This is a genomic window from Paenibacillus motobuensis, assembly GCF_039521865.1.
Taxonomy (GTDB): Bacteria; Bacillota; Bacilli; order Paenibacillales; family Paenibacillaceae; genus Fontibacillus; species Fontibacillus motobuensis.
Map to the genome: position 1 here is coordinate 180293 of NZ_BAAACX010000004.1, position 17147 is coordinate 197439.

Here is a 17147-nt window from a genome sequence, read left to right on the forward strand (position 1 = left end):
CAAAAATTTCAAATTTATGCGCGTGACGCCAGCTCTTAAAAACTCGTAAAGCTCTATCCGGCTTACAGCATCCATTCCCGTCGTGGGCTCATCCAATACGAGCACTTGCGGCTCCTGGGCCAGCGCCCGGGGCGATGCAGACGCGCTGCTTCTGACCTCCCGACAATTCTCCGACTTTCCGATCGCGCAATTCCTACATGCCAACCTGTTTCAGGCTTCGTTCGACAATCTGCCGCTGCTCGTTCTTGAAACGGCCGAATAATCCCAAGCGAGAGTAACAACCTGAACGGACCAGCTCGCTAACTTTGCTGGGAAAGGCAGCATTGAAGGAAGACACTTGCTGCGGTACATACGCCACGGCCACCTTCGAGCCGTCCTCCTTGAAGCGATTAAACCGGACCGAACCGCTCCATGGCTTGGTCAAGCCCAGCATCAGCTTGAGCAAAGTAGACTTTGCTGCGCCGTTAGTCCTCGCAACACCGACAAATTGCCCGGCATGGATGTCCAGTGACAAGTTTTCGATGACCGGTTCATTCCCATACCCAAACACAACCTCGCGCATGGATGATAAAATCACATTCATCTCTTCCTTTAATCGTAATTTTTACGTTTTATAAAGAGCATAATATCGTAATAATTACGATTTGTAAACCCTATTTATTAAGGAACACTCAAGCTTCAGCCAGCCACGGCAGGGGATTATTGAATTTTTTCCAGTCTTGCTGCATTTCTTCATTGCTCAGCAGACAGCGAGCCAGCCTCTTCTCGATATCCTTCTGATCCATGTCGATGCCGATGAAGACTAGCTCGGTCATGCGGTCGCCCCATGTAGGGTCCCAGCGCTTCCGTGCTTCAGGCTCGCTCTCCAGAACTTCACGCTGCTGATCCTCCGGCAATGAAGCAAGCCAGTATCCGGCAGGGCCAAACTGTATGGAAGGTCCCGCCTGACTTAACGAAGCAGCCATATCGCCGCGCGCTGCGATCCATACCAGCCCTTTGGCCCGTACAACCTCCTCAGGCCAATTGCTGAAGAAATAGCTGAGGCGCTGCGGATGGAATGGTATCCTGCTGCGGTACACAAACGATCCGATCCCGTATTCCTCGGTTTCTGGGGTATGCTCCTTCTTGGTAAGTTCAGAGATCCAGCCTGAGGACATGCTCGTCTTCTCAAAATCAAACAAGCCGGTGTTTAAAATCTCCTTGGGGTCGACAACTCCATTCACAGTACGAATAATTTTGGCTGATGGCTGAAGCTTACGCAACACCGCTTCCAGCGTGACCAGATCCTTCTCTTCTACCAGATCGCATTTGTTCAACAACAGCACATCACAGGTCTCGATCTGATCGATCAGGAGATCCACAATATCCCTATAGTCAGCCTCCGTAGCAGCCTGGTCCCGATCCAGCAGACTCTCTCCCGACACGAAATCATGCCAGAAACGGTTGGCATCCACCACAGTTACCATCGTATCCAAGCGGGACAGGGAGGTTAAATCGATATCCAGATCCGGATTAGCATAAGTAAAAGTCTGTGCTACCGGGATGGGTTCACTAATTCCAGAAGATTCGATCAGAATATAGTCGAAGCGACCTTCAGCAGCCAGCTTCTGCACTTCGCGCAGCAGATCGTCGCGCAGTGTGCAGCAGATGCAGCCGTTGGACATCTCTACAAGCTTCTCCTCTGTTCTCGATAATACGTTCCCTGATTTCACCAGATTGGCATCCACGTTGACTTCGCTCATGTCATTGACAATTACTGCCACCTTTAATCCGTCCCTATTGTGCAGGACGTGGTTCAGCAGCGTTGTCTTCCCGGCTCCCAGATAGCCGCTGAGCACCGTTACCGGGATCTTCTTCCTTGCTTCTTGTTCAGTATACATATATAGCCTCCTTCAACAGATTAACGTGTCTCTCTATGCAGCGTGTATTTTCTCAGGCGAGGACAGTACTTGCGCAGTTCCATGCGCTCTGGATGCGTCTTCTTATTCTTCGTAGTTGTGTAATTGCGGTCTCCCGTCTCGGTACATGCCAAAGTAACAACCACTCTCATTTCCAACAACTCCTTAATCGTAATATTTACGATTAGTTATTTTACAGGCACTTTCCCCACTTGTCAATCGGTCTATTTTTTTCATTGACGTAAGCAAAAACAGGGTATTCCTTCACTATAACCAGTGAGAAACACCCTGTTTATATACAAATCAACTTAGAAATTGAAATCTTCGTCCGTGAGCGGCTCAACATTCAGCGCACGGACGTAGCCGTTGCCTTTTTTGGAGAAAAAGTCATGCTGCTTCGTATCGGTACGGATTCCGTTCAGTACAATTGGATTGATCTCCTCGTCCTCGAACGGCGGCTCAAGACCCAGATTCATAAACGCCTTGTTGGCATTGTAGCGCAAGAACGTCTTCACCTCGTCCACTAGGCCGATCTTCGCATATATCAGCTCCGTATACTGCTCTTCATTGGCATGCAGATCCTTCAGCAGCCCCTGCAGCGTATCAGATACATCCCTCTGCTCTTGTTCATCGAGCCCCGCAAAAACTTCCTGCGCCAGTACGCCAACATAGACGCCATGGATGCTCTCGTCGCGCAGAATCAAGTCGATGATCTCGCCGCTGCAAGTCATCTTGCCCTGGCCCGCCAGATAGAGCGGATAAAAAAATCCGCTATAGAACAAGTAGCTCTCCAGGAGAACAGACGACGCCATAGCCAAGTACAGCTCACGCGGAGAATGGATGCTCGTATAGTATTCGCGGATGGTCGCCGCCTTCTTCTGCAGCATCGGGTTCTGCTCTACCCAGCGAAAAATTTCATCGATCTCTTCATTCGAAGCCAGCGTAGTGAAAATGCTGCTGTAGGACTTGGCGTGGATCTGCTCCATCATGCCCATAAAGCCAAGCACCGCTTTGCGCTGCAGACCCTCCACATGTTCCATAATCTGCGGCATGCCAACGCCGCCCTGCACTGTGTCAAGCAGCGTCAGCCCGCCAAGCACCTTCATATAGGCATCTTTCTCATCTTCGTTCAACGTCATCCACGACATTTTGTCATCGGACAACGGGATTTCATCATCGGTCCAGAACTGCATAATATTCTGATTCCAGAACATCATCGTAAAGTCATCATCCGGACGGTTCCAGTTCACTGCTTGTAATGCGCACATCGCTGTTTCTCATCCTTTCTTCTTCTCTGTTACACCGAGCAGGTAAGGCATTCTTCTACAGACAGCTTCTTCGTCCGCGTATAATACAACGATTTCAGCCCTTTATGTGCGGCGTACAAATAATAGCGCGCCAGCTGCCGGGTCGTCACATTGCTGTTCACATGCAGAACTGTCGAGATACCTTGGTCAATATGCGGTGCAATTTCCGCGATCAGATCGATAACCTTGAACTGGTCCATTTGATAAGCAGATTTATAGAAGAACATATTTTCCGCGCTCAAGTATGGCATCGGGTAATAAGTCGTCGAATTCGCATAAGTACGGGTCTCAATTTGTTCCACGACAGGCATCACACTGGATGTCGCATTCTGAATATAGGAAATACTTGCGGTCGGTGCGATGGCCAACCTATAGGCGTGATATAACCCATTCTTCATCACGGATTGTTGCAGCTCAGCCCAATCCTCAGGAGAAGGGATGTACATGCCTTCAAATAGTCCAGCCACCTTATCCGTGCGTGGACGGTAATCCGTATCCACATAACGACTGAAATACTCACCTGTCGCATATTCGGACTGCACGAAACCGGCGAAAACTTCGCCCGTCTGTACAGCAATTTCCATACTCTTTTCCAGGGAATAATAATTCATCATCGCAAAGAAAGTACGGGCAAAATCTCTCGCCTCTTCGCTCTCATAAGCAATTTTGTTCTTGGCCAGGAATCCGTGCAAATTCATGACCCCAAGACCGACGGAATGCATCTCCCGGTTCGCCTTGGCAACGCCTGGAGCATTCGCTATGCTCGTCATGTCACTAACAGCCGTCAACGCTACCATGCCTTCATGTACGGATTCACGGACCTTCTTCCGCTCCATCACGTTCACGATGTTCAATGAGGCAAGGTTACAGCTGATATCGCGGCGGATCATATCCTCCTGGCCGTAATCCTTGATCTCCGATGTCTCCTGCAGCTGGAAAATCTCCGTACACAGGTTGGACATTTTGACCTGCCCGATATTTTTCAAGGCATGCTGGTTGTTCGCGTTGCTCTTGTTCATGATATATGGATAGCCGGATTCCAGCTGAACCATAGCGATCTTCGTCAGCATGTCCCGTGCGCTCATCAATTTCTTCTTCTTCACCCGGTCGTCAGCCAGCAGCTTGTCATACATCACGTCCAGATCCATATCATCCAGATGTGTTCCGTAAGCTTTATATACACTATATGGACCGAACACATGAAGCGGTTCGTTAGCCTTGGCCAGTTCATAGAAGCGGTTCGGCACAATCAAACCGATCGACAAAGTTTTCAAGCGGATCCGCTCATCGGCGTTGATCTTCTTGCTATCCAGAAACTCAGCGACATCCCAGCCGAAAATGTTGTAATACCCTGCGCCCGAGCCTTTACGCTGTCCCATCTGATCTGCATAGGAGAAGGCGTCCTCCATCAGCTTCAGCACCGGCATAATTCCTTTGGCCGCACCTTCCACTCCTTTGATCGCTTCGCCGCGTCCGCGCAGCTTCGACAAGTTAACCGCAACACCGCCGCCGATTTTGGACAACTGCATGCATGTATTTAGCACATAGTTGATTGAATTCAGCGAATCGTCCATTTCCAGCAGGAAGCAGGAAACCATCTCGCCGCGCCGGCTCTTGCCCGCATTCAGAAACGTTGGAGTGGCTGGCTGCAGCCGCTGCTCCATCATCGATCGCGCCAGCGTGCTGGCCGTATCTGCATTTCCTCGTCCAAGATGTAGTGCTACGATGGCCACCCGGTCGGGATAATGCTCCAAATATTTGGACTTGTCATTCATCTTCAACGCATAGTCCGTATAAAATTTCGATGCCGCCATGTAAGACGGGAATTCAAATTGATAGCTATGGGTAATGGCAAATACTTGATCGACTTCATCAGCTGTATACCATTCGTACACATTTTCATAGTAGTCATGTTCGATCATATACCGTACTTTATCGGCCGTAGTCGGGAAGGTCATCGTTCTACCCGCTACTTCCTTCATAAACTCAGCGACAGCTTCCCGGTCCTTCTCTAATTGAAAGAACCCGTTCTCATCACGCTGCATCAATTGATTGTTCAGTTCAATATGCCGCAACCCGGCTCACCTCCTGCTTGAAGTCTTCAGCATCCTTCTTCGTCCCGGAAAGCTCAAATTTGGCCACAACGGGCACTTGGTAACGCTCGGAGATCAAATCCGCACTCTTCGCAAATCTCTCTCCCCAATTGCGGTTACCGCTGGCCGCCACGCCGAGCATCCGCCCATGATTATGTTCCAGAAATGCCGAGACTCTTGGCGGTATCTGACCGAACCCGGTCGTATATGTAATCAGCACAAACGGCTCCTCCAGCGTCATGCCCTCGTCAATTTGTACGGCAGGCAAGTCAAGCTTCTGAATGAACCGTTTTACATTCCCTGTCTTGGAATCATACGCAATTAGCATTGATATACCCTCGCTTCTTTCTATGAATCTAGAGCTTTCCCATTCTTATATTTGTAGGGCGAAAACTCTCGAATAAACAACATCTTGTTGTGCTAAATCAATTTACCACCTATATATAGTATTGTCAATCCGTACAAACGTCCCAAATCGACTGTAAAAAGTTATAGATTAGGAGAATAAGCGCTTAATTTCCGCCTATATCCTGTCCCTCGTCAGATCGCTTTTTTAAATAAATAATTTTATTGAAGGTTTAACTGAGAAAACAGCCGAATTCATATAAAAAATCCAAGGTCCGGTCACAAAATAGATGTCGGCGCTGTTATAAGAGGTAAAGGGGCCCCGAATGAAAGGAGTACACTATGAAATCAGATCATAACCACGAGCCGTTAACCGAAGCGGAAATCGAGCGAATCGTCACTCAGATTCAAGACGGTCGGCAAGAGCCGTTCCGGCTCCTGGTTCAACAATATCAGCGCCGAATTCACGTATATTGCTGTCATATGCTGGGTCAACAGCAGGAAGCGGAGGATGCGGTGCAGGAGATTTTTATCAAATGCTATCAGCATATCGGCCGTTACAGGAAGCAAGCCTCCTTCACCGCATGGCTGTACAAAATCTCCTATAATCACTGCATTAATTTGCTGAAAAAACGAAACGCCTGGTACAAGGTTTTTAGTTCCTATCGCCAGCAGCAGCTCCATGACGAATGCGCAGCCGATTATAACACTAACGCTCTTGTCGCCGACGTGCTGGTCCAACTCTCTTCAGAGGAGCGGAGCCTGCTTCTGCTAAGGGTTGTAGATGAGCGTAGTTATGAGGAGATCGGTCAAATCATAGGTTGCAAGCCAGCCACTGCACGTAAAAAGTACGAACGAATCAAAAAAAAGCTAAAGACCACCCGGCCTTGGCAAATGGAGGGATACGCTAATGAAACCTAATGATTATTCTCCAGAAACAGATACGATTAGCAAAATAAAAGCTTTAATTAACACGACATATATCCCGGAACGGGATTTCTCGGATAAGATCATGCAGCGGATTGATCAAATAGGAGGCCTCTCTCAGACTCCCCGCAAAGCCCCTGTTATTACCTTCAAAAAGGCAGTCATAGCCATTTGTCTCATCGGCCTTTTGAGCGGGTTTTCTTATGCGGCGAGCGAATGGTTGAATTTGCGGGATAAAGAGGGAAACACGGTCATGGAAGTTAAGAAAACGGATATGCAAATTCCCGCTTGGCAATCCAAAGTACTGGATGATGTCAGAAAGCAAATAACGCCGGGTGAGTCTGCTATCGTCTACTTTGGAAGTAAGGAAGAAATCGCAAATAAGACGACCGACCAGATTTTATGGACGACGTCACCTATTGAGTATCTCGACTACAGTAAATTTCAGGATGCCATCCAGGGGCCGCTTGCGAACAGCCGTCTTAACGGTCAAGTATTTGACGGCTACCAATTCGCTGCCGGCTATCTGTACATGGATTATGAGCCGCAAAGCCAGTCTGACAGCAGTCTGAACTTCGCCCGGACAGAGGACGGCAAGGATTATGCCTACGTTACGAGAAAGCCGGGAGGCGGAATCCAGTCGGCGGCATTGAAATATAAGAACGATAGACAAGAGTTCAGCTACAGCGTAAACTTCTTAAAGGGCGTTGAACAATCAAGGTTCTTTGTCACCAGCCCGTCCAAGGATGAGGTTGTAAAAGTGAATGGCACAGAAGCCTATTATTACGATCATACCTTGCACTGGGTAGAAAAGAGCGAGGACGGCTTTCTGGAATACAGCCTCTCCGGCCATGCAGCTACCAAAGAACAACTAGCTGCTTTTGCTCAAGCCCTACTAGCTCATTAAGGAAGGATATCGTTACCCATGAAAAAGTTTCTTTCCGTAGAATGGCTTGCCGTGCTGGCAGGTATATGTATCATCGGATATATTCTGTTCGCCAAGCCATTTATCGGAGTGGCGGACAATGGCGACTTTCTGCGAGTCATGGGGACCGCCGGACTGAATTACGGAGTCCCAGATGAGTCCTACGGTGACCGATTTTTCGGATATGCGCACCAATACTTTGCGTATGATCATTTTTTTCGGCTGTTTTATATTTCAACGCAAATTATTATTGTCGCCGTGGCCCGCTTGATTGGGTATGCCGTTCATCCGTCATCCTTCGATATACGCGTGCTTGGGGCCCTATACTCCCTGCTTCTGCTGACGGCAACTTATATCATCATTCGGCATAACAAATATAAATCTGCCCTGGTGGGAGCCGTGCTGGCTGTTTGTCTGCTGTTTATGTTCTACGATGTAGGCTACATCGCTTATTTCAATTCTCTGTATGGAGAACCCGTCTCGCTTGTATTTATGCTGCTGGCGGCAGGATTCGGCCTATGTCTCCTTAATCAGGAGAAACCCTCGAAGCTTGTGCTTTGGCTGTTTTTTATTTCGGTATTCTTCCTGACCGGCTCCAAAATCCAAAATGCTCCGGTCGGCATCTTGTTCGCGCTGCTCGGTCTACGCTTTATGTCGCTACGTAATAATCTGAGCTGGCGCCGCCTAACGATCGGGCTGGCGGCTTCGATTTGCATCATTTCGATTGTCATGTATACAGCCGCTCCTAAAGAGCTGAAGAATATCAATCTATATCAGACCGTCTTCTACGGAATTCTGAACGATTCTCCCGATGTCAAGGGAGATCTGGAAGAGCTCGGTCTGCCTGATCATTTATCCGTGCTAGCCGGTACGAACTATTTTCAGACGGATACGTCGATCAAGCAGGATGCTCCAGAAATGAAGCCTGATTTTTACGACCGAGTTTCACATACGGATATTTTCTTGTTTTATTTCAAGCACCCGGCCAGACTCATAGACAAAATGGAATATGCTGCAAACAACAGCATGAGCATCCGGCCTTATTATCTGGGCTCCTATTTGAAGCAGGAGAACCTGCCTTTAGGCTCTCTCGCCTTTAGCTACAGCGGCTGGAGTCAATTCAAGAATAATCATATGCCGAGATCGTTGCTCTCTATCGCCCTATTCTATGCAGCCTACTATGCTGCAGCGATATGGGAGTACATTCGCCGCCGGGACCGAAACAGCCGGATTCGAACGGAATTGATGATGGTGATTGGCCTTGCGGGAATCATCGGGTTCATGGTTCCTATCCTTGGCGATGGTCAGGCGGATATAGGCAAGCATCTGTTCCTATTTAACGTCTGCTACGATATGATGCTTGTTATTTCGGTTGTATGGTTGGTCTACCAGCTGGTGAATCTACGAGAAAAAAATCAAAGGGTAGACCGCTGAAATGACTTCTAAACTGGTCCCCATATACTGGACAGTTTTGAAAAAGGTGTTTTGGCTAGTTGAAACTCGAAAAAGTAGCCGAATTGGGACGTTTATGAGAACTCGGAGAGAACGGCACCAGAACCAGCCCGCGCCCTGCCATTGACAAAATAAAGCGGAGCTTTAACTCCAGGGAAAGTTTCTAATGACGACAACAACCTAAGCGATGACGATTAAGATTACCAATCAGAAAGGCGGTACGGGCAAAACTATCTCCACTTTCTATCTTGCTCATGCCTTATCCCATGAATGCGGATAGATGCAAAGCGCAGTTCGAATTTATCGGGAGTATAAAAAATGCTAAGCCAGTCTTGATTAATGGCTTAGCGTTTTTTGTCGTTAAAATATGATTGGGACCAGCCGTAGAAAAAGATTAGGACGCAACATGGATAGAGGAAACTCCACAGGCGTTCATCCCATTATTAATCTTCCTTGTGTTCGAGCATTTCGTAGCAGCATGATCGTCGCTTCCGCTCGCGTCGCCGTTTCATGCGGTACGAAACGGTTCTGGCCACGGCCATCCACGATGCCAAGCGTGTGAATCGCTTCCACCGCTCCTTTTGCCCATGGCGGAATTGCCTCGTCATCAGCAAAGCCGGTCGATGTGTGGGCATTACTTTGAAGCTTGAGCGCCCGGGCGATCATGACTGCCATCTCTGAACGGGTAACGGGGTCATTCGGACGGAAGCTCCCGTCTGTATATCCATTTATCATACCCGAATGGACGGCCCGTGCAACGGCCTGCTTTGCCCATTCGCCGATTTGATTTTGATCGGCGAATGTCAGCGTGGCCCCTTGTCCCTCCAGTTTCAAAGCACCTACCAGCATGACCGTAAACTCGGCGCGGGTGACGGGATCATTCGGTTTGAATGCTCCATCCGGATAACCACTGACGATGCCTTTCGCCGCAGCACGTTTGATGTCGCTCTCCGCCCAGTGTCCAGCGATGTCGGTAAAATGGATAACCGGTTCAGAAGGCTTGGGTGTTTCGCGGCGAATGGTCAGCGTATACTCCTTCTTGCTTCCATTCTCCGCCTGTACGACCAATACCAGCTTATTGTCGCCTTCCTCCAGATGTACCTTGGTTCTGTCCGTGAAGAACGTATCCTTTAACATCACTCTCGCCGTTGAGTTCGCCGGTTTTACTGCAATTTCGACCTGCCTGGCTTCCGTTCGGGCTGTATAACTCGTCGTACCGGCAGCAAACGATGGGCTGAGTTCCAACTTCTTATCCTGATCCCATACCCGTAATTCTTCCAGGTCAGCGTTACTGGATAACTCTCGCCCTCCTTCGGAACCCGTGCCTCCTGAGCCACTGCCTCCGGAACCGCCGCCTCCATTAGTATTCGCGAGCACGATGACAGATAGCTCCACGTGCAAGGACTGCGGGTTACGAACATACGCCGGTAGCTGCAATTGGCCGGTCACCTTATAGGTCCCTACTTGATTGGGATCATAGCCGGTATGCCCCATATCCCAATCCACATTCACATCCAAGGAGAGCAGGTTCCTTGCATGAACCTGGACTTTCTCCGGAAAACGATTCTTCAGCAGCTCCATAGCGATGCCTTTGCCAACCGTGATGTCCCCGGGAGGTACAACCTCCGTTGCGATCGTATAGGGCATTGCAGATGCAGGCTCCGAAAACCCGCTTTCTTTCCCGCTTCTTACGGCGGTTACCGCAAACCAATACTGCTTTCCGGCAGTCAATTTATCAACCAGAAGAGCAGGCTCTATCAGCTCATGATTGTTGATAAGGGTCCATTTACCAGACTCGGCTGGCGCATCCGCGCCTTCAACCGTGTACACCTTGTAGGATTCTGCCCCTTCAACCGCTTTCCATGTCAGATTGACTTTTCCTTCCCCGGCGGCAGCCTGTAAACCGGTGGGTGCTGGCGGGGCCGTTGGCGGCGGTGTCGTATCCGTGACGGTAATCTGCAGCGTCTTTACCGGCCCCGCGCTGAAGGTGATCGTCAGTTCCGCCTCACCTACCGGCTGGGTCACCAAATACTCTTTCTTGATCGTTACCGTATTCCCCGACACGGTATAATCCGCGTTCTCGTTCAAGACCTTCTCGTCATTGCGGATGCCGATCAGCGCGTTCCCGTGTACCGCCAACGTCGTTATCACATCGGCAGGCGTATACTTGTCAAAGCTCCCCGTCGTCGGATCGATCATGCCGTTTGGTATCCACTTCGCGAACAGCGTCACGTTGGACGACCCCATCGTAAAGGTGTCCTCCTCAACATAACTTGTTCCGATGCCGTCGGAGGTAAGACTCCACCCGACGAACGAGTAGCCTTCTCTCGCCAATCTTCCTGTATTGCCTTGCACCGTAACGGATTCAGCCGGTTTATACGTCCGGCCGTCCTTTGGCACGCTTCCCTCGGTCGCCCCGTTCTCGTCGTAGGTAATGATGTAAGGCGGTACCAAAACCGGATACCCGTTGTTAATCAACGAATTCATGCCCCATACATGATCGAAATCCCAACCCGCCATTGTAAAGGTGGCTTTGGTTTGCATCTCAGCGGTCGTCTTGGACGTTCCCCCGCCGGATTGTCCGGTCGTTTCACCATTATAAAAACTGGAGGCTATCGTGGGTCCGAAAGACCTTCCAACCAGCCCTCCGACATCCGCGCTGCCGGTTACGCGGCCAATGGCGTAAGAATAACTGATGGTGCCATAATGCCTGCCCACGAGTCCACCAACCTCGTTCTGGCCTGTCACGGAACCGGTGGCGTAAGATTGGCTCACCGTGCTTTCGTAGTCATTCCGTCCCACCAACCCGCCAACGAAATATAGACCGGTGACGTTACCGATGGCGTATGACTGCTTTACCATGCTGCGGATATCATTTTGTCCTATCAAGCCGCCAACTTTTTCGTTGCCGTTCACGTTCACCGTCGAATAAGTATTCTCTACCGTTCCGTTAACGTTATATCCCACCAGCCCCCCGGTATAGTCACCGCCTTTGACGGAACCGTTCTGCAGTCCCACATTGCGAACAGCACCGCCGCTGCCGACAGAACCGAACAGTCCGATTTCCGCTTCCGAAGGACGATTGATCGAGAGCCCAATAATCTTATGCCCACCGCCGTCAAATGTACCGGTAAAACGTTGACTCTCCGTACCGATCGGCTCCCAGCCCCTGCCTCCATCATAAAATTGTCCAAGCGGATCTTTGGTCTCCAGGGTCAAATCGATGTCGTTGCCCAGCTTGTAATGGCCCGGCAGATTGTCGCGGATCGCATTCAACTGTTCCGGCGTCGTGATCAACCACGGGTCTTGCGGCGTCCCGTTGCCTCCGGCAAATCCTCCATCACTGGATGCGATCGGTGTCGCTGTGGCTGCATTAGAGAAGTCGCTAGCGTTTCCTGCGTCATCGACAGCCTTGACTGCAAACGAATAGTTCGTACCGTTCGTCAATCCGGTAACCGCATAGGTATTCGCCGTCACATGGGATTGAACAAGTCCCCAGTTTGTCGGATCAGCAGGGGCGGCCGTGCCTTCGGATTGATATACATCATAGGTGACGGTTCCCGCCACGGCATGCCAATTCAATGTAACCTGACGATCTCCTCCTGCAGCAGTAAGCTGCTGTGGAGCATCGAGTATATTGGACTTATTCACTACCTGCCTTACGGTAAACGTCGCGTCCGCCATGTTCGTCGCCGATACCGTACCCATTGCCGTATACGTTCCTGCTCCCAAACCGTCAATCGTTTTCACGGTGAAATTTGTCGTAGGCGTTGCGGCCGTCAACGTTGTCTCCGTAGGTGGCATAATCACGAATTTATCGGCATCCACGCCGCTTAAATTCACAGCCAGGTTCGCCACATCGCCCGTGCCCGCCCTCCTGATGTCGATGGACTTCGTCTCCTGCGTTCCAGGTGCGTAGCCTTCCGTCAGCGGCGTAAGCGTCTGGTCCGCAATCTGGTCAATCGCATACGTCGGTGCCTCGGTCACTAGGATAAGAATCGGTTTGGTATCCCGGCCGTTAATCACATCGGTCCATTGCCCTGCATTCCATTGTTGTTTACCGAACTCCACCATTACAAAATGAAAGCCTATAGCTGTTGGCGTATACGTCGCGGTGGAGCTGGCGCCGTTATCGTGAAACAAACCCGAAACGCCATCCGCCTCCCAGCTTATCGGAACGTACCGCTCGTCTCCAACTGTCACGGGAGCTTGAGATTGCCGGTCTCCGGAAGCGGTGATCGTAATTGACGAGCCGACCGAAACGCTGGTTTGAGATGCGCTGACGCTGTTATTCACGGGATTCGCCGGCTTCGGCAGCGCTGGCATCACCATGATTGTAATCGTCTTAAAAGAATACGTGTAAGATGGCGCTAACTTCCAGTCGCTTCCATCCCACGTGTGCTCTTTAAAATAAACATACAATTCATACGGCCCAGGTTTCGTCGTCGTGAATATGGAGGTATACACGTTTTTGTTAGGATCATATGAAAATGCCTCGTTAGCTATTTGAGGGTCACATGTGTAACAATCAAAGTGTGTCGGAATGTCTTTTTTATCCCCGGTTTCCACCCCCGGTTCCCCGATCCGATCGCTTACCGCGAAGAGCGTAACCGAATCGCCTGCAGGAATGATGTATGCGTTGGCGGATACATCATTTTTCGAACTGTCATAGGCCCAAGCAAGTTGATGATAAAAGGGAAAATCAGAAAACAGTATGGATATCATCACGATGGCTAAAATAATGGTTTTGACAAGTTTTCGTTGCCCAGTCTTCAATGCAATCCCCCTCGTATCAAAGTTTTGGTGCATGGCTTAATTTTTTTCTTCCCCGAAGGAATGGAAAACTGCAATTCGAATAACGAACCAACATCTTGGCTTGGTTTTACTTAAAGTCATTGGGATCGACCCGGCTGCTCATTCATCATTGAAAGCATTCCATTCTCTCGAATTGTTCGGATATAACTGGAGTATATAGGATTCGGTGAGCGATGAAATCTAACCCCGGTTATAGAATCGGTTATAGAAAGAAATACACAACAAAGACCCGCCACATCGGCGGGTCTTACTTGCATAAAACGTCAAGAGCTTTACATTTCTTTTCCACGTAGGATCGCTTCTACCCGGTTGGTCACTTGAAGCTTGCTATAGATATGATTGATATGCGTTTTCACTGTTCCAATCCCGATGCCAAGCGCTTCCGTGATCGCGATATTATCCAGTCCTTCTTCCATGCAGCGGTATATCTCCAGCTCCCGTTTGGTCAGAAGCGTCTCCAATGCGACATCTGCCGGAAGAGGCGAAGCAGCCCCGCCGCCATAGCAGGACAATATCCGACGCACGTAAGCGAGCGAGGGCATGCGCTTTTCCCGGATATTTCCCTTCTGACGCAAATGGACGTACTCCGTCAACATCTCCGCAACCGGCGTTCCTTTGTCGACGAATACGCGGATATAATCATCAGGTTCCGCGTACTGAAGCGCCTCTTCCAGCCTCAGTACCGCTTGCTCTGGCTTGTTCATGTGCCGCAGAATGAGCGCTTGCAGCACCTGAATATCCAAAGCGTCCATCGGGCGATGATCTTTGAGCGCGACAGCGATCAGTTTCTCCGACAGAGACCATGCCTCCTTATTTTGTCCGCTCTCGATTAGTATTCTCAAAAGAAAAACGTAGATGAACAGTTGATGCACGGACACGGGATCATCAGGCGCTACCTGATATGTAGCCAACCATTCATTGGCCGCAGACGACTCTCCCAGATCCAGTCGCAAAGCGGCACTTTCGATGTCGAGGAGAATGAGCGCAGCTTCCGCATGATTCTCCAAAGCGCATTGTCTTGCCTTCTCCAGCCATTTCTCCGCCTGCGCGTAATCTTGCCTGGCTTTACTTATTCGCGACAAGAACAGGCAAGCCGGAACGTAAACCTTCTCCGGCTGGTACGTGATCCGAATCCGTTCAGGGAGTCCTACCTGTAAATAGTGCACCGCTATATCCAATTCGTTGCGTTCGTACAGCAATTCACCGTAGCATACAGAAACAGGCTCCTGTAAACCCATCGTTGCCATTAAGTCGATCATGTTAAGGAAAAAGGATTCCGCCAGATCTCTGGGCAGATGCCTGCCGCGTTTGCCGTTGTAGGATCGGTAAATGGACGGAAGTAACGGCATCTGTGGAGAGGCAAAAATAAGATCCGTGCCGGATGGATTGTGCTGGAGCGAAAGACGGATATATTCCAACCCTTTCACCACATCCATTTCATACTGGGTAGCCTTGAAATTCCTCACATAATAAAGGTTACCTAAATAACGCTGCTTGTCTTCCTGCTCCCAGTCGGCCGAAGACGATGCATAATATTGTTCCGCAAGCTGCAAAAGTTTTTCGGCCTGATCGGGTTTATGGTCCCACAGCAACGAGTAGATGTAAGAGAAGAATAGGTAATGATGTTCTTGAAGGAGCGATTCGGGAATCACCGACATCCATACCCTCAGCGTGGAAAATTCCCTGCGAATCATCAGGGCTCTCATCTGTTCGAGCAAGCGCAATGCTTCCGTATAATGCTGCCCAGCTAAGAAATAATCGATCGCATCTTCGGCAAAACCTTGCGTCTCGTACCATGAGGCTGCGGCACGATACAAATCCTGCGTTCGGCTTGGATCGTGACGCTTCTGCTGCTTTTTCAAAAAATCTCCAAACAACGGGTGGAACCGATACCAATCCCCCTGTTCATCCAGGGGAACAAGAAAAAGATTGGCGCTCGCCAGCTCCGCCAATTTCCTCGCGCTGTCCGTCTCCCCTGATAACATTTCGCATAGCGGCCCATTCATTTTTTCAAGAATAGAGGCATTCATCAGAAATTTCCGGGTGACGTCGTCCAGAGCAGAAAAAACTTCCTCCAGCAAATATTGCTCGACCTTGCCGCTGTCTCCTGACAGTTTGCCGCTGAAATCCGGTACCTTATCGCGATACCGCATGGACAAAGCAGCAAGCCTTAATCCCGTTACCCACCCTTCCGTTCGATCCCAAATTCGTTCTACCTGTTCTCTGGGCATTTCGCGCTCCGTGCATATTCGAAAAAAATCCATCGTCTCACCAAGATCGAAACGCAAGTGATCGATTTGGAATTCATTCGTCCAGCCCCGGGTGCTCCATCTCGCTTTGGCCCATTGGGGATACGTCCGGCTTACAAAACAAATATGTACAAGCGGCGGCAAATACTCCAGAAAAAAAGAGACGGACGAGAGAATATGGTTGTCCAAAATCTCATGCCAATCGTCAAACACCAGTACGAGTTGCTTCTTTAGACCATTCAAATCATTAATCAAAGCGGTAAGAAATGTCTCGTAATGCCCGGGGTTCAGGGTCGAGGCTGCAGACTGGCATGCAGCGGATAAGCCACCAAGAGCTTGTTCTATCGCCTTGCTTACATAATGCCAAAATCGAACCGCATCGTTATCTTTCGCGTCGAGCGACAGCCACGCTACCGGTACGGTTAGCAGCCTTGCCCAAGCGGTGGCTAGCGTTGTTTTGCCATAGCCGGCGGGCGCCGTGATAAATGTCGCTCTCCGCTGCAAGCCCTCGTTCATTTGGGCAATCAAGCGCTCACGTGGCACGATTTGCGAGACAGGCACCGGAATATTCAATTTGGATAAAATAATAGGATTGTGTTCAAGATTCATAGGATTCATCCTTCGCCAAGAACGCTTTTTTACCTTCTAAACCAAGGCAAATGGAACCTCCTCTACTAACGAGGAATGCCGTTTTATCAATTCGACAAAGAGCTGCGAAATGCCTGCTTCCATACGTAAACAACGAAAAAGGAATATATCTAACTGAAAAAAACACGAAGAATCCTTTTCGGGGACACTTCGCGTTGTTCGATGCATTATTTGGGATTCCAAGCATTTCCGATTTTTCTCAAGAAATACGGGCTCCAGCTCAAGACATGAGCAACACATTACAAATCCCAAGAATACATTTAATGTCCACTGATATCGTTCTGTATTGTAAAAGTAAATGTACTCGTTAATGCGTATGCGAAGTTCTTCGATACTCTGGCAGTCTTTGTATGTCAACTCATCTTTCATATGACCAAAAAATGATTCCATGGATGCATTATCGTAACACATCGATTGTTGGAACCCGACCTCTTTTACACGTTTTTGAAACTTAGGATGCGTATAGTGCATCCCTTGGGATTAACCCC

11 protein-coding genes and 1 pseudogene are annotated in these 17147 nt (G+C 49.4%); 3 read left to right on the forward strand and 9 right to left on the reverse strand.

Annotation, left to right across the window (positions count from 1 at the left end):
• Positions 1 to 36 precede the first annotated feature (36 nt).
• The 6 genes and pseudogenes from ABD014_RS02110 to nrdI form a co-directional block, all read right to left on the reverse strand.
• Positions 37 to 577 (reverse strand): annotated as a pseudogene (locus tag ABD014_RS02110) (metal ABC transporter ATP-binding protein); the annotation flags it as partial.
• Between the two features lie 94 nt (positions 578 to 671).
• Complete coding sequence (locus ABD014_RS02115) at positions 672 to 1880, reverse strand: GTP-binding protein (RefSeq protein WP_343856869.1); 1209 nt, start codon at positions 1878 to 1880, stop codon at positions 672 to 674.
• Positions 1881 to 1900: 20 nt separating this feature from the next.
• Complete coding sequence (rpmG, locus tag ABD014_RS02120) at positions 1901 to 2050, reverse strand: 50S ribosomal protein L33 (RefSeq protein ID WP_082790071.1); 150 nt, start codon at positions 2048 to 2050, stop codon at positions 1901 to 1903.
• 156 nt (positions 2051 to 2206) lie between these two features.
• Entirely contained in the window at positions 2207 to 3166 is a 960-nt protein-coding gene (gene nrdF / locus ABD014_RS02125) for a class 1b ribonucleoside-diphosphate reductase subunit beta (protein WP_343856874.1), read from the reverse strand.
• Positions 3167 to 3195: 29 nt separating this feature from the next.
• The gene (gene nrdE, locus ABD014_RS02130) at positions 3196 to 5280 is read right to left on the reverse strand and encodes a class 1b ribonucleoside-diphosphate reductase subunit alpha (protein ID WP_343856876.1); all 2085 of its coding nucleotides are present in this window, start codon (positions 5278 to 5280) and stop codon (positions 3196 to 3198) included.
• Positions 5267 to 5626 carry a class Ib ribonucleoside-diphosphate reductase assembly flavoprotein NrdI gene (nrdI, locus tag ABD014_RS02135; RefSeq protein ID WP_343856878.1) on the reverse strand — a complete coding sequence of 120 codons (360 nt, stop codon included), beginning with the start codon at positions 5624 to 5626 and terminating at the stop codon, positions 5267 to 5269. The genes nrdE and nrdI overlap by 14 nt, the downstream gene beginning before the upstream one ends.
• Before the next feature lie 359 nt (positions 5627 to 5985).
• Between nrdI and ABD014_RS02140 the strand changes: the two genes are divergently transcribed.
• The 3 genes from ABD014_RS02140 to wsfD are packed head-to-tail and all read left to right on the forward strand — an operon-like array spanning position 5986 to position 8929.
• Positions 5986 to 6564 (forward strand): RNA polymerase sigma factor, encoded by a 579-nt coding sequence (locus ABD014_RS02140; protein WP_343856880.1) that lies wholly within the window; start codon positions 5986 to 5988, stop codon positions 6562 to 6564.
• Complete coding sequence (locus tag ABD014_RS02145; protein WP_343856882.1) at positions 6554 to 7477, forward strand: hypothetical protein; 924 nt, start codon at positions 6554 to 6556, stop codon at positions 7475 to 7477. Before ABD014_RS02140 ends, ABD014_RS02145 begins: the two co-directional genes overlap by 11 nt.
• 18 nt (positions 7478 to 7495) lie before the next feature.
• Positions 7496 to 8929, forward strand: a complete 1434-nt coding sequence (gene wsfD / locus ABD014_RS02150; RefSeq protein WP_343856884.1) for a glycan biosynthesis hexose transferase WsfD — start codon at positions 7496 to 7498, stop codon at positions 8927 to 8929.
• 450 nt (positions 8930 to 9379) lie between these two features.
• On the opposite strand, the gene ABD014_RS02155 is transcribed toward wsfD, so the two are convergent.
• From ABD014_RS02155 to ABD014_RS24800, 3 genes are all read right to left on the reverse strand, one after another.
• Positions 9380 to 13723 carry an S-layer homology domain-containing protein gene (locus tag ABD014_RS02155; RefSeq protein WP_343856886.1) on the reverse strand — a complete coding sequence of 1448 codons (4344 nt, stop codon included), beginning with the start codon at positions 13721 to 13723 and terminating at the stop codon, positions 9380 to 9382.
• A gap of 311 nt (positions 13724 to 14034) precedes the next feature.
• Positions 14035 to 16620 (reverse strand): winged helix-turn-helix domain-containing protein, encoded by a 2586-nt coding sequence (locus tag ABD014_RS02160; protein ID WP_343856888.1) that lies wholly within the window; start codon positions 16618 to 16620, stop codon positions 14035 to 14037.
• A gap of 36 nt (positions 16621 to 16656) precedes the next feature.
• Entirely contained in the window at positions 16657 to 17130 is a 474-nt protein-coding gene (locus ABD014_RS24800; RefSeq protein WP_379339156.1) for an IS3 family transposase, read from the reverse strand.
• Positions 17131 to 17147: the final 17 nt, after the last annotated feature.